Consider the following 14,651-nt stretch of genomic DNA (forward strand, 5'->3'; position numbering starts at 1 on the left):
GCTATTTAAGTTGTAATGGTCGAATGCTGGCCGTAGGTTAAGTGATTATTTAGTCTCGGTATTCATTTCTATGCCCTGTATCGTTTGCGATAGTTTTCGTTACGGGTATTATTTTGCGAATTGCATTCCAAAACTGCATTTTTGCTTGGGCACATTTGCTCTATAGCTGCGATTTATCCTGAGGATTTTCATGACTAACACTAATTTCTCTCAAACGGCTGCCTTTATCTGGTCGGTGGCTGACCTGCTTCGCGGTGATTTTAAGCAATCCCAGTACGGGCGTGTGATTCTGCCTTTTACCTTACTGCGCCGTCTTGAGTGCGTGTTAGCACCAACCAAAGATGCGGTGGTGGCAGAGGCTGAAAAACTGAAGACCAGCTCGCTGCCAGAAGAAGGGCGAGAGAAGTTTCTGTTACGTGCCACCAAAGGGCTGTCGTTCTTCAATACCTCGCCGATGGATCTCGGCAAGATGGGCCAGAATGATATTAAGGCTAATCTGGATAACTATGTTCAGTGCTTCTCAAAGGATGCGCGAGAAATCTTTGAGCACTTCAAATTCACCGAATTTGTTGGTTTGTTAGATGATGCCAACCTGCTGTTCAAAATTGTTAAGAAATTCGCTACTACTGATCTGAGCCCGGATGCCATTTCTAACTATGAAATGGGGCTGGTGTTTGAAGAGCTGATTCGTCGTTTTGCGGAAAGCTCGAATGAGACTGCTGGGGAGCACTTTACCCCACGTGATATCGTGCGTTTAACCACCTCGCTGGTGTTTATGGAAGATAATGATGCGTTGTCGAAAGATGGCATCATTCGCACCATTTATGACCCAACGGCCGGTACGGGCGGTTTCCTATCTTCCGGTATGGAGTATGTGCACGAACTCAACCCGAATGCGGTGATGCGCGCTTTTGGGCAGGAACTGAACCCTGAGTCCTACGCCATCTGTAAAGCCGATATGCTGATCAAAGGGCAGGACGTTAGCCGCATTAAACTAGGCAACACCCTTTCTAACGACCAGTTACCGCAAGACCAGTTCGACTACATGCTCTCTAACCCGCCGTTTGGGGTGGACTGGAAAAAGATTGAAGGCGAGATTAACGACGAGCATCAGTTGAAAGGTTTTAATGGGCGTTTTGGCCCAGGTCTGCCACGCGTTTCTGATGGTTCACTGCTGTTTCTGATGCATCTGATCAGCAAAATGCGCGATAACCATAACGTTGATGGCTCGGTGAGTAACGGCGGGCGGATTGGCATTATTCTTAACGGCTCACCGCTGTTTACCGGTGGGGCGGGCAGTGGTGAGAGTGAAATCCGTCGTTATATTCTGGAAGCTGATTTGCTGGAAGGGATTGTCGCGCTGCCGACGGATATGTTCTACAACACCGGGATCGCGACTTATGTGTGGATTTTGTCGAACAAGAAAGCGCCGGAGCGCAAGGGCAAAGTCCAACTGATAGATGGCACCAATCTGTGCGGCAAGATGCGTAAGTCTTTAGGTTCCAAACGTAACATCATGGGCGAGGAGGATATTAAGCTGATCACCCGCACCTTTGGTGATTTTGAGGTGGTGGAAGCGACGGCTCTTGAAGCATTAGGTCTTGAGAAAGCGCCAGAGCAAAAATCTAACCGTGGCCGCCAGTCGGCAACGGCGAAAACCGAAGCACCGAAAACCTTTGCCAGCAAAATCTTTAACAGCACGGATTTTGGCTACCGCCGCCTCACCATCGAGCGCCCGCTGCGCCTATCTGCGCAGGTCACCGACGAGGCGATTGCCACTCTGCGCTTTGCGCCGAAGCCGCTTAACGCGCCGATGGAGCGCTTATATGACGAGTTCGCCGCGCAGTGGCAAGACGATAATTACGGCGATTTTACCGGGCTGGAAGTTGAAGCCCGCGCCATTATCAAAGCTGAATTTGCTGAGCTGAAAGAGAAGCAAATTAAAGATCTGTTAGACAGTAAACTGTGGCTGGCACAGCGCGCATTAATGGACAAAGCGCAGCAGATCCAGACGGCACTGGGTGCGAAAGCCGGTGGCAAAGAGCAAATTAGCAATGATTTTAATGAGTTCCAACTCACCCTGAAAGGCGCAATCAAAGCTGCCAATGTGAAGTTGGATACCAAAGAGAACAAACAGTTTATCGACGCTATCACCAATAAAAATCCGGATGCCGAGCCGGTGGTGAAAAAGGGGCTAAAAGAAGCCGCCCAGCCGCTGTATGGCGCATTTGAATACAGAGGCAAAGTGGTAGAGTTCGAGCAGGATGGTGACCTGCGTGATAACGAAAACGTGCCGTTAAACCCGTCTATTGCCACCAGCGATCTGATTGAGAACTACTTTAAAGCCGAAGTGTTACCGCACGTTGCCGATGCCTGGATTAACGCCGATAAGCGCGATGCGAAAGACGGTGAAATAGGAATTGTCGGTTATGAAATCCCGTTTAACCGCCATTTTTATGTTTATCAACCGCCGCGCCCATTAGAAGAGATTGATGCTGATTTAGATGCGGTAAGCGCTGAAATTATGAAGTTATTGCAGGAGGTGCATTCCTGATGGCTAAATATAAGGCTTATCCGGAATATAAGGATTCTGGGGTTGAGTGGTTGGGGGAGATTCCCAAAGAATGGAAAGTTAGTAGAGTAAAATATATAGCACCATTTCAGGTTGGTTGGACTCCTCCGACTAAGAATGATGCTAATTTCATTGGTGATAATTTATGGGTGAATATTTCTGATTTAAAAGGAAAGTTCATTTCATCTACTGCAAAATGCATCTCCGACTTAGCTGCTAAAGAAGCCTCTATGGATATAACCCCTAAAGGGTCACTACTATACAGTTTCAAGTTGTCGGTAGGCGCTGTCTCATTTGCGGAGTGTGATCTCTATACAAATGAGGCAATTGCTTCATTTCTTGATAACGCTACACTTCCTTTATCATATTTATATTATGTCCTCCCAAAATTCATAATTGAAAATGCATCAACCAATATTTATGGTGCTAAAATATTAAATCAAGAACTTATAAAAAATTCTTTCTTGCTTGTACCTAGCCTTGATGAAGCAAAAAATATTGCTGCCTTCCTCGATCACGAAACTGCAAAGATAGATAAGCTGATCGAAAAACAGCAGCAACTAATTGAACTGCTGAAAGAAAAACGTCAAGCGGTGATTAGCCATGCCGTCACCAAAGGTTTAAACCCTAATGTGCCAATGAAAGATTCTGGTGTCGAGTGGTTAGGGGAGGTACCGGCGCATTGGATATCGGTTCGCGTTAAGCAAATATCTTCATTTATTACTTCTGGTCCAAGAGGTTGGTCTGATTTCCTTACTGAAGAAGGACGTGAAATATTTCTTCAAAGTGGTGATTTGAATGATGAGCTTGGTCTGCAACTTGATAAGGCAAAACGAGTATCACCACCTAAAAATGCTGAGGGAATTCGCACCCGACTGACAGTAGGGGATGTAGTTGTATGTATTACTGGTGCAAATACAGGGCGGGTCGCGATTGTTTCTGAGCTTTCTCAGACTACTTACATTAATCAACACCTAAGTCTGATTCGTCCCAACACATTAAATGTTAACTCTGTATTTCTAGGTTATAGCCTTGCATCATCTGTCGGGCGTTCATTCTTTGATGTTGCACAATATGGACTCAAGGAAGGACTGAGTTTGAGTAACGTAAGCGAAGCACCATTAGCGTTGCCTCCAAGATACGAACAAGATGCAATCGTAAAATACTTGGAATCCATCAGAAATAATTATGACAATCTGTCCAGAATATCAACAGTTCAGGTTGAGTTGCTTAAAGAACGCCGCACCGCCCTTATTTCCGCTGCCGTCACCGGCAAAATAGACGTACGCGATTGGGTGGCACCAGAAGCCCGTGAGGTAGAGGTATTACAGGAGGTCACCGCATGAGTATGGATACTACTAACGAGCTGATTTTCCAGAATGAAATCATTGCTCAAATGGTTGCCAAAGGTTGGGTTTGTGGCAAATCAGATAGCTATGACCGAGAACGCGCGCTGTTCTCGCAAGATGCCATAGCTTTTGTACAAAATACTCAACCGCTGGAATGGGAAAAGTTTGCCAGAATTTACCCCACCGATACCGAACGCCATTTTCTTGATGTGCTGGTAGCACAACTTAAAAAAGCCGATAACAATGCTACCGATATATTATCGCGCACTTACGGTACGCTCGGCGTATTACGTCATGGTATTAAAAGTCACAATGCGCGCTTTTCATTATGCCAATTTAAGCCAGAGCATAATCTCAACCCGGAAACGCTGGCGCGTTATCAACAGAATATTTGCCGGGTGGTGCCAGAGCTGGTTTATAGCCCGTATGCCACCAAAGCCGCATTTGAAGAGGCTGGCGTAAAAGCTAAGAAATGGCGTATCGATCTGGTGCTGTTTATTAACGGCCTGCCGGTGGCAACACTTGAACTGAAATCTGAATTCAAGCAGGCGGTGCAAAATGCCATCAAACAATATAAAAAAACGCGTTTGCCCAAAGACCCAATAACCCATAAACCCGAGCCGCTACTCACCTTTAAACGGGGTGCGCTGGTGCATTTTGCCGTCAGCCAGTATGAGGTGTTTATGGCGACCAAACTGGCTGGCGATGACACCTTCTTCCTGCCGTTTAACAAAGGCACCAAAGATGGCGGCGCAGGAAACGATATCCCCGAAGATGAAAATGAGTACGCCACCAGCTACTTGTGGAATGAAGTTCTACTGCCAGATAACCTGCTGAAAATTCTCGCCAGTTTCGTGCATCTGCAAATTGAAGAAAAAGAAACGTGGAACGGGCTGAAAGGTAAGAAAGAGAGCCTGATTTTCCCACGTTATCACCAGTGGGATGTGGTGAATAAGCTGATTAACGCCGCCACAGTTGAAGGTACGGGTCATAAATATCTTATCCAGCACAGCGCGGGTTCCGGCAAATCTAACTCGATTGCCTGGACTGCCCACCAGCTTTCAACACTCTACGATGAGCAGGGCGAAAAGCAGTTCCATTCGGTAATTGTGGTCACAGACCGCACGGTATTGGACGATCAGCTACAGGACACCATTTACCAGTTTGAACATGCGGATGGCGTGGTCGGGCGCATCAATAATAAAGAAGGCGATGGCTCGAAATCAGAAAAGCTCGCCAGTGCGCTGGAAAACTCCCAACCGATTATTATTGTCACCATTCAGACCTTCCCGTTCGTGCTGAAAGCCATCGAAAACAGCGTCAGCCTCAAACAGCGTAAATATGCGGTGATAGCCGATGAAGCGCACTCATCGCAGAGCGGTTCTACGGCGCGTCAACTTAAAGAAGTGCTGATGACTGACGAGGTAGATGACGATGTGGTGTTGTCATCGGAGGATATTCTCGATGCCACCATCGCGGCGCGTAAAGGCAGCAGCAACCTTAACTATTATGCATTTACTGCTACGCCGAAAGCGAAAACCCTTGAGCTATTTGGCCGTCGCCCTAACCCGTTGGAGCCCGCATCGAAAACCAATAAGCCCGAAGCCTTTCATGTTTACTCCATGCGTCAGGCTATTGAAGAGGGCTTTATTCTTGATGTCCTGAAGAACTACACCAACTACAAAGTGGCCTATCAGCTTTTGCAAAAACTGGCAGATGCCGACCGGGAAGTCGACAGTAAAAAAGCCAAAATCAAACTGAACCAGTGGGTGACATTGCACGACTATAACGTCGCGCAAAAAGTGAAAGTGATTGTTGAGCACTACCGCAAACATGTGATGTATTTACTCGGTGGGCAAGCCAAGGCGATGGTGGTCACCAGTTCGCGTAAAGCCGCAGTGCGCTATAAATTGGCATTTGATCAATATATCGCCGAAAGAAACTATTCGAAGATTAACGCGATGGTGGCGTTTTCTGGCGAGGTGGAATTTGTTGAGAGTGACCACAACAGTCTGGCGCTGCTCAATCAGAAGTTCACTGAAATCAATATGAATCCAGGGCTGAAAGGCCGGGATATGCGTAAAGCTTTTGATAGTGATGATTATCAGGTGATGTTGGTGGCGAATAAATTCCAGACTGGTTTTGACCAGCCGAAATTATGCGCTATGTATGTGGATAAAGCCCTCGGTGGTGTGGAGTGTGTGCAGACACTCTCGCGCCTGAATCGTACCTATCCGGGTAAAGCACAATCAGGCACTTTCGTACTCGATTTCTATAACGAACCCGATGATATTCTGGCGGCCTTCCAGCCTTACTATCAAACCGCTGAGTTGACCGATGTCAGTGATCCACAGCTAGTCTTCGAGTTGTTCCAGAAACTTCGCACTGGCGGTATTTTCCTGTGGAGTGAAGTCGAGCAATTCTGCGAGGCATTTTTCACTAAAAACAAATCCAACGCGGCGATCAGTAATATCTGTAAACCGGCCGTTGAGCGCTGGAAGAAACGTTATACCTCGGCTATCGATGCCTATGTGCTGGCAAAAGAGATTTTTGAGCGAACCAAAAAAACCAATGATGTGGTGCTTATCACCAACGCCGAAAACAGTTTTAAAGAGTGCAAACAAGAGAAAGACAAGCTGGATATCTTCAAGAAGGATCTCGGCAGTTTTGTTCGTTTCTACGAGTTTATGTCGCAACTCGTTGACTATGATGACAAAGAACTGGAGAAACTTAGTCTTTTTGCCCGCCATCTTCGCCCGCTGCTGCATGAACAGCACGTTGAAGAAGATGAGATTGATTTAAGCAATGTGGAGATGAGCCATTACCGCTTATCGAAAATCCACGAGCAGCATCTCAAGCTGCAGGAAGATGCCGGAGAATACAAAATTGAACCAGGCAACGACATCGGCACCGCCAAGCCGAAAGATAAGAAAGAAGAGTTCCTGTCGAATATTCTGGCACGTCTAAATGACCTGTTTATTACTGACAATCTCAGTGATAAGGACATGATTAACTATGCTTTTACCGTGCGTGACAAGTTATCGGAAAACCAGGCAGTCATGACGCAAATTGCCAACAATACCCGCGAACAAGCCATGTTGGGGGATTTCCCTAAAGCTATTGATGACGCGGTAATGGATAGCAATGATGCTCAGCATGAAATGATGATGCAGTATCTGTCTAACCCAGAACTTGCAAAAGGGTTTGCGCGGGTGGTCTTTGATATGTTGAAAGGGGGTTGAGTTTTTAGCTGGCCGGGCGTGGGATTATTTTTAGTCTTTGTCTGGGAAGGCTAGTGCTTAAATGTCCCCTCATTGAAACTCTGAGATTCGCAGTACTGACGGCGGATTAGGCTATCGAAATCATCTTTGCCAGCTGACTACAGGGCAAATGGTGTATTGAACGTGTTTTTGATACCTTGCAAGACCAGCTCATACCGGAACTGAGATTGCACAATGTTATTGATATGGTGGATGCCAATAGCTAATCACATCAGTACAGCTTGCTGCACTTTTATATCTCATCTGAATGTCACTAACGTTTAAACACTTGCCCCCGATGCCATTCTACAAACTGCTCATATGGATAATGTTCAGCGCTTTTGGGCAGTAAAATTGTATGCCCTGCGAAATCCCAGAACAACCGTTCAACCATTTGGCTGCCGTTTACGCCTTCTGAGACCAGTAGCTTCATGCTGTCATCAAGCCCTATCACACCCATGTCGAATGCAGAATGGTGTAATGAACATAACGCTATGCCGTTGGTCACGCTACAAGGGCCACCGTATTGCTTCCACTTGATATGTGCTGCTTCAATGCCAACGGGGGTGCTGTCGTGCCGCAGGTTGTAACCACAGACAGCACATTGATAGTTGTAAGCACGCAAGATGGTTTGGCGGAACGCCGGATCACGCATTTTGCGTGTATCACTAAGCTGCAAGTCTAAACGGTTAGCGAGCAACTCTTGTAGGCTATCGGGGAAGTGTTCACTCAGGATTTGCTGTGCGAGTTTGTTTAGCAGCGAGGGTTTACTGCGTAATAACTGGTAGCTTTCTTCATCGAAACCACCCATCACACCATGTTCGATAATTTCACGCTTCGGTGGTTCTTTATTACCTTTCTGTGGGCTGCAAAATTCAGCGTTCTGTAATTCCCAGAAACCGTCACTGCGTAAGCGCCAGAACGGCATGGTGGGGTAATGTTCGCGCCGCTGTGGGCCAAAACTATGGAGCAGTTCCAGTAGTGGCTGATGAATTTCTTCACCATAATTGAACATTCTCTCATGACCCTTTTCATACTGCGCAAGCACATACAACAGTAACAATGGCTTATGTGGAGCACGCTGATCGCCTTTGCGCCAAACAGTAAGGTTGGAAATCGCTGTTTGCAGTGCCTTGCTGGTGATCATGCAGTTATCCCGGTGAAAAATACATTGTTGCGATCATGCTCGCAAAAGTGACGGGATTCAATATTCCCTTGCATCACAAGCCATTGAAATAGTAAGTGGTCAGTAAGAGCGCTATTATCCAAGATTACCGATAACGCCAACTGAATAATAAGTAGGGAAGCATGCAGAATAAAATGTGGATGATCCGTGGTGATAGTGGGAAGTTATACGACGATTTCCGCGAGCGTGAAGTTGTCGCTATTGGTTGGTCGCAACTGGCACCCTATGCGAAACCGGGTCTGACACGAGCACAGCTTATCGAACGTTATCTTGAGTTGGAGCCGCAAACCAAGTTAGGTACAGCTCGTTCTGGCGCTTCCCAAGTCTGGCGCTTTATCAATGAAGTAAAACAGGGCGACTGGGTGATCACTTATTCCCCAGCGAATCGTACTTACTTGGTTGGTAAGGTGGTGTCTGATTTTCAATATCATCCTGAATGGTCGGAAGAGGGGATGGGATTGGTGCGTAGGGTCAAATGGAACACGCAAGAAGTTGATCGTGATACGTTGAGTACTGCCAGCAAAAATACGCTGGGTTCTACATTGACGGTATTTCAGTTGCCAGATTATGCCGTAGCTGAACTTCTCAAAGAGAAAAAACAGGCGGTTGTTGTGACGGTAACTGATGATGTCAAAGATGCAGACGAAGATCCCCTATTAGGTATGGAAGTTCTGGCATTTGAACGCATCAAAGACAAAATTAACTCTCTTGATTGGGACGAAATGCAAAATCTGGTTGCCGGTGTTTTACGTAGCATGAACTATAAAACTCAGGTATCTCCCGTTGGCGCCGATCGTGGCAAAGACATCATTGCTTCACCGGATGGTTTTGGTTTTGAAAATCCACGGATTATTGTCGAAGTGAAACACCGAAAGGAGCAGATGACGAGCCAGCATATTCGTAGCTTTATCGGTGGACGCCATAAAGACGATAGGGGTTTGTATGTCAGCACTGGTGGCTTCAGTAAAGATGCACGCTATGAAGCCGATCGCTCTACCATTCCATTAACATTATGGACATTGGACGATCTGGTTCGCGCCCTGATAGCGAATTACGATCAGGTTGATATTGAAACTAAGTTACTCGTCCCATTGAAGCGTGCTTATTTACCCGTCTGAGTTTGAGAAGGATTTTTAGGCCGTAAGAGTCTGTACCGAATTCTGTGTACAGGCTCGACGCAGACGTGGCATGCCCCTGTGCCTGTAGACAATCTAATAGCCTTTAAAACATAAACAAATTATTGCGATCGAGTTCGCATCGTGGACAATGCTTAACCATATGCTGCGTTTATATTAACGAAATCAATAGTTTTTTATTTAGTCATGGGACAAGGAATGGACAAGAATACTCAAGGGTTCGCATCATACTGGCGTAACTCTTTAGCAGATGCCGAGTCTGGCAAAGGGGCATTTGAGCGTAGAGATACGGATGCATTCACCCAGTGGATGGATATCTCTACGGGACGATTGAATGAGGAAATTGTTCGCGTTTTTTTTGAGGGGGAAGTCGATACGGTTAAAACCGTTGAAGTGATGCTACGCCCACAAGCGTGGATCCGCCTGGTACAGCATGGCAAAGAACGGACGGCCGGAGCGCCGGGCATCGTCACCCCGTTAGTGACTTCTGCTCTCCTGAACCGTGAAGGATTTTTATTCCCCACTGGGGCAACCACCATTCCTCGTGATCTACTCGAACCGCTCCCCAAAGGCACCTTCTCAATTGGCGAGATGGCGCAATATGACAAATACAAAACCACGCATAACTCGACTACCTTTGGTGAGGATGATGAACAGCAAGGCCTTGAGGAAAATGACGAGCAGCGAGCTGAACGTTATGCAAAGCACCAGTTGCAGTGGCAAAGGTATCTAACGGAGTCAAAGAGCCTCCTGAAAAATGTGGCCGAAACATGGCTCTCCACCCACGAGCAATACGAACCGGCTGGGTATGGGTATGTTATCAAATCGAACCAACCCGGAGGGGCCAGTATCCATATCCTGCCCATGTACGATCATCTGCTGTCATGCAAAAAAGAGGTTCCGTTACTTACGCGCTTTGCTTCGACTAAAATGCCATCTGTAGAACCTCTCCTTGCCGCCAATACAATGTTCTGCGAGCGTCTGGGGCATTCCGGGGATGAGTTCCCGCTGGCAATGGCGCAGCGAGACGCCCTAAGCCATTATCTCACCCAGCAATCAGGCGATATCCTCGCGGTTAATGGCCCGCCGGGAACCGGAAAAACAACTCTAGTTCTCTCTATCATTGCCACTGAATGGGCAAGAGCGGCCCTCAATAAAACCGAGCCGCCGGTGATGATTGCCACCTCAACCAATAATCAGGCTGTGACCAACATTATCGAAGCCTTCGGTAAGGATTTTTCCACTGGCACCGGAGCTATGTCCGGGCGCTGGCTGCCTGAGCTAAAAAGCTATGGCGCCTACTTCCCGTCTTCTGGCCGTAAGGCTGACGCGGCGAAAAAATACCAGACGGAGGATTTTTTTAACCGTGTTGAATCTTTGGAATACGTTGAAGAGGCACAGGTCTTCTATCTGGAGAAGGCAAGGGCGGCGTTCCCATCGTCGGATTGCAGCTCCCCCGAACGCGTCGTGGATCTTTTGCATGAGCGCTTAACCAAGCAGTCAGCGCAACTCAAGCAAATCGAGCTAGCATGGGAAAACCTGAATCGCATCCGTCAGGAGCGGAGCGCCATCTGCGAAGATCTCGACCAGTATATTCAGAACAAAAGTACGCTACTACTCGACAGCACCAATGAAATCGCGTCGCTAACTCAAGGCAAAAAACAGTGGCAGCAATATCGTGCGGGTGAGTCGATGGTGTATGCGTTCTTCTCCTGGCTCCCCGCAGTCCGTACAAAGCGCCACTATCAGATTAACCTTTTTCTGGACGAGACGTTTGGCACAAGAATGGCCGCGTTTCGGGGTACCGCACCTGAAGCTATCGATGCGTATATCGACGACCTTATTACCCAAGCGAAAACAGAACAGGACAGATATCAGCAGCAAATCGTTCTTGCTCAAGACGTTTCCCGACGCGAAAGCGAGGCTACCCGATATTGGTATGAACTGACCCAGTCACTAGGGCATATAAGCGAAGAGGAGCTGGTCCTGGCTGGAGCTGATGAGCTTGCCGATATGAAGATCCGCTTCCTGGCATTCCTGTTGTCGACCCATTACTGGGAAGGTCGCTGGCTGATTGATATGGCGGCGATTGATAATCTTCAAAAAGAAAAAGGCCGTCGCGGAGCGAAAAGCGTGAAAGCCCGCTGGCAGCGTAGAATGAAGCTCACCCCCTGCGTAGTCATGACCTGCTACATGCTGCCTAACCATATGAAGACTAGTGAGTTTGTCGGTGGGACTAAGAAATATGATGATAACTATTTATATAACTTTGCCGACTTGCTGATAGTAGATGAAGCGGGGCAGGTGCTCCCCGAAGTGGCTGCAGCTTCTTTTGCACTAGCGAAGAAAGCGCTAGTGATTGGCGATACGGAGCAGATTGCGCCCATCTGGAACAGTTTACCCAGCATTGATATTGGCAACATGGTGGAGGAGAACATCCTCCCCGGCGGTACCCAGGAAGAGCTCACGGATGCGTATGCACTGGTGTGTGATTCAGGAAAAAGTGCAGCATCGGGCAGCGTAATGAAGATTGCCCAGTTTAATTCTCGCTATCACTATGATCCGGATTTAGCCCGTGGGATGTATCTGTACGAGCACCGTCGCTGCTTCGATAACATTATCGGCTACTGCAATACTCTGTGCTATCACGGCAAGTTACAACCAAAGCGGGGAACCGAAAATGAGACGCTTTTTCCTGCGATGGGCTATCTGCATATTGATGGCAAAGGCATGCAGGCAAACAGTGGGAGCCGCTATAACGCTTTTGAGGCAGAGACAATAGCGGCTTGGCTAACAGCCCACAAAGAAGAAATCGAGCGTCATTACGACAAAGCTCTGCATAAAGTGGTTGGAGTCGTGACGCCATTTTCAGCGCAGGTCAACGCTATCAAAACAGCATTACGCAAGCTCGACATTAACTGTAGCGGTGGTGAGGATTCGCTAACTGTCGGTACAGTGCACTCGTTGCAGGGGGCAGAAAGAGCGATCGTGCTTTTCTCTTCAGTCTATTCCAAACATGAGGATGGTGGGTTTATCGACAGCGATAGCAGCATGCTGAATGTGGCCGTTTCCCGCGCCAAAGATAGCTTCCTGGTCTTCGGCGATATGGATCTGTTTGAGATCCAGCCTGCATCCTCGCCTAGGGGATTGCTGGCAAAATATCTTTTCGCCTCGGAATGCAATGCGTTGCAGTTTGAGTATCAGGAACGCATGGATTTAAGCGCAGCACAAACGCAGATCTCGACCCTGCATGGTGTGGAGCAACATGATGCGTTTCTGAACCAGACCTTCGGCACTATCGGGAAGAGTATTACCATCGTCTCTCCTTGGTTGACCTGGCAAAAGCTGGAACAAACAGGCTTTCTGACATCGATGATCCAGGCGCGCTCGCGCGGCATTGAGATCACTGTGGTGACGGACAGAAATTACAATACCGAACATGCTGATTACGAAAAGCGCAAAGAGAAGCAGCAGCGTCTTCACACTGCGCTGGAGATGTTGAACGAGATGGGTATCGCGACGAAGCTGGTCAGTCGTGTTCACAGTAAAATTGTGATTGGGGACGAGGGGTTACTGTGTGTAGGGTCGTTTAACTGGCTCAGTGCCGCGAGAGAAGAGAAGTATCAACGGTACGATACGTCGATGGTGTACCGTGGTGAGAGCTTAACAGGTGAAATTAAAACGATTTATACCAGCCTAGAGCAGCGTCAGTTATAAAATGAAGGCTAGTAATTTCGAACGGTATCGGTGTTCGGTGTACCAAAGTCAATGCGATGAATCACCATATTCATTGGAGCCCGGTGCCAGGTACCGTAAACTGGGCATCTCTGATGCCACTTTTTATACGTGGCGTAAAAATGCGGCAGGATTTATTCGAGATTTTCACCATGAGCAAAAAACATACCGAAGTAAGCAAGTTCTTAAGTTACGTCCTACGCCATCAACCTGAATCAATTGGCTTAACATTAGATAGTGAAGGTTGGGCGGATATCAACTCATTGATTGCCTGTGCTAGCAAGGAAAATCAGAGGCTTGATCAACAGATTATCCAAGCTGTTGTTGAGAGTAGTGATAAAAAACGGTTCGCTATTTCAGAAGATGGACTCTGCATCCGAGCTGTTCAAGGACATTCAACGCAACAAGTAGATATTAGCTTTAAAGAGAAGATGCCACCTGAGCTCTTATATCATGGCACAGCGACCCGTTTTTTGGAGGCTATCAAAGAACAAGGATTAATGGCTGGATCACGCCAGTATGTACACTTATCGAGTGATGAAACTACAGCCATAGCCGTTGGGCAACGACACGGTAAACCAACTGTACTAAAAGTTAATGCCCTATCGATGTACGAACAGGGCATTAAATTCTATCAATCACCTAATGGTATTTGGATGACTAAAACGGTACCTATTCGGTTCATTGACTTGTAATGATAGTTTCATCTCCTATCGGCGGCGACTGGCTCACCGAGTCCGACATTGGCATTACCGACGCGGCGCAACTGCACTCACCGCCGCACCGGGGATTATTCGGGTACAGCAGCGGGAAGAAGGAGGGTTTGGGGCTTAGAAGTCAGAACCCTGGTCAGTTGGCCGAGGTTAGCCATACGACAACTAAAATAAAGAAGCTGAATATTCCTTCAACTTTGAAATTATTTCATTTATCTCATCTCTTGGAATAATTATATCCTCAATGATTGGATGCGCTATATCTTCCCAAACCCTGCTACCATCTCCATCAACTAGCTGTGCTATTTTTCCTCCAATTATTCTCACTAAATCTTTATTTGAAACGGCAAAAAAATATGCCCCAGATTCGTTAATGATTGTGGGGGAAACACAAAAATCAAATACTTGTTCTGGATACTCATCCTTCTGTGTCGACTCTGGATATGCCAGTTTAAATAAGAAATTAAAAGCCTCATTTGTTGATACATTGAAAACCTCATCATTGCAAGGCAGAGCGATAAGAGCATTTTCATCATCAAGAATATCATTTAAATCAACATCTAGTGTTGATGTTCTGATGTCATTTGGGTACATATTCCCATTTACAAAAAAGTAAAAAAAACCATTTTTATAAGAATCACCCCACTGAGGGATATATTCTACCCAGATAGCAAAACGATACGGATCACCGAAAATCATA

Annotated in this window: 8 protein-coding genes; 6 read left to right on the forward strand and 2 right to left on the reverse strand. The window is 46.9% G+C overall.

The features are described 5' to 3' along the window. Nucleotides 1-190: 190 nt before the first annotated feature. From Q2T71_RS01415 to Q2T71_RS01425, 3 genes are read left to right on the forward strand one after another with little or no spacing between them, the layout of a single operon-like run. Complete coding sequence (locus Q2T71_RS01415; protein ID WP_372557876.1) at nt 191-2,554, forward strand: N-6 DNA methylase; 2,364 nt, start codon at nt 191-193, stop codon at nt 2,552-2,554. Next, nucleotides 2,554-3,918: a restriction endonuclease subunit S gene (locus Q2T71_RS01420; RefSeq protein WP_372557877.1), complete on the forward strand. Its 1,365-nt coding sequence runs from the start codon at nt 2,554-2,556 to the stop codon at nt 3,916-3,918. Before Q2T71_RS01415 ends, Q2T71_RS01420 begins: the two co-directional genes overlap by 1 nt. Continuing rightward, on the forward strand, nt 3,915-7,163 hold the full coding sequence (locus Q2T71_RS01425) for a type I restriction endonuclease subunit R (protein WP_372557878.1): 3,249 nt from the start codon (nt 3,915-3,917) through the stop codon (nt 7,161-7,163). Before Q2T71_RS01420 ends, Q2T71_RS01425 begins: the two co-directional genes overlap by 4 nt. Nucleotides 7,164-7,455: 292 nt before the next feature. Here Q2T71_RS01425 and Q2T71_RS01430 read toward each other — a convergent pair whose 3' ends face one another. Next, a complete protein-coding gene (locus Q2T71_RS01430; protein WP_372557879.1) occupies nt 7,456-8,328 on the reverse strand; it encodes a phosphorothioated DNA-binding restriction endonuclease in 873 nt (290 codons plus the stop codon). 161 nt (nt 8,329-8,489) lie between these two features. On the opposite strand from Q2T71_RS01430, the gene Q2T71_RS01435 reads away from it, so the two are divergent. The 3 genes from Q2T71_RS01435 to kptA all read left to right on the forward strand — a co-directional run bounded on the left by Q2T71_RS01435 (nt 8,490) and on the right by kptA (nt 13,933). Then, nucleotides 8,490-9,485 (forward strand): restriction endonuclease, encoded by a 996-nt coding sequence (locus Q2T71_RS01435; protein ID WP_050878844.1) that lies wholly within the window; start codon nt 8,490-8,492, stop codon nt 9,483-9,485. Nucleotides 9,486-9,701: 216 nt separating this feature from the next. Continuing rightward, nucleotides 9,702-13,220, forward strand: a complete 3,519-nt coding sequence (locus tag Q2T71_RS01440) for an AAA domain-containing protein (RefSeq protein WP_372557880.1) — start codon at nt 9,702-9,704, stop codon at nt 13,218-13,220. 170 nt (nt 13,221-13,390) lie between these two features. Continuing rightward, complete coding sequence (gene kptA / locus Q2T71_RS01445) at nt 13,391-13,933, forward strand: RNA 2'-phosphotransferase (RefSeq protein ID WP_372559812.1); 543 nt, start codon at nt 13,391-13,393, stop codon at nt 13,931-13,933. A 183-nt stretch (nt 13,934-14,116) separates the two neighbouring features. Here the strand turns inward: kptA and Q2T71_RS01450 are convergent, their stop codons facing one another. Beyond that, complete coding sequence (locus Q2T71_RS01450) at nt 14,117-14,650, reverse strand: immunity 42 family protein (protein ID WP_372557881.1); 534 nt, start codon at nt 14,648-14,650, stop codon at nt 14,117-14,119. Between the last annotated feature and the right edge of the window lies 1 nt (nt 14,651).

The organism is Yersinia sp. 1652 StPb PI, from assembly GCF_041538345.1.
Taxonomy (GTDB): Bacteria; Pseudomonadota; Gammaproteobacteria; order Enterobacterales; family Enterobacteriaceae; genus Yersinia; species Yersinia enterocolitica_E.

Excerpts from the sequence above, each read along its gene's own strand:
- kptA (WP_372559812.1), top strand. The coding sequence starts at position 13,391 with ATGAGCAAAAAACATACCGAAGTAAGCAAGTTCTTAAGTTACGTCCTA.
- Q2T71_RS01435 (WP_050878844.1), top strand. The coding sequence starts at position 8,490 with ATGCAGAATAAAATGTGGATGATCCGTGGTGATAGTGGGAAGTTATAC.
- Q2T71_RS01425 (WP_372557878.1), top strand. The coding sequence starts at position 3,915 with ATGAGTATGGATACTACTAACGAGCTGATTTTCCAGAATGAAATCATT.
- Q2T71_RS01430 (WP_372557879.1), bottom strand. The coding sequence starts at position 8,328 with ATGATCACCAGCAAGGCACTGCAAACAGCGATTTCCAACCTTACTGTT.
- Q2T71_RS01440 (WP_372557880.1), top strand. The coding sequence starts at position 9,702 with ATGGACAAGAATACTCAAGGGTTCGCATCATACTGGCGTAACTCTTTA.
- Q2T71_RS01450 (WP_372557881.1), bottom strand. The coding sequence starts at position 14,650 with ATGATTTTCGGTGATCCGTATCGTTTTGCTATCTGGGTAGAATATATC.
- Q2T71_RS01415 (WP_372557876.1), top strand. The coding sequence starts at position 191 with ATGACTAACACTAATTTCTCTCAAACGGCTGCCTTTATCTGGTCGGTG.
- Q2T71_RS01420 (WP_372557877.1), top strand. The coding sequence starts at position 2,554 with ATGGCTAAATATAAGGCTTATCCGGAATATAAGGATTCTGGGGTTGAG.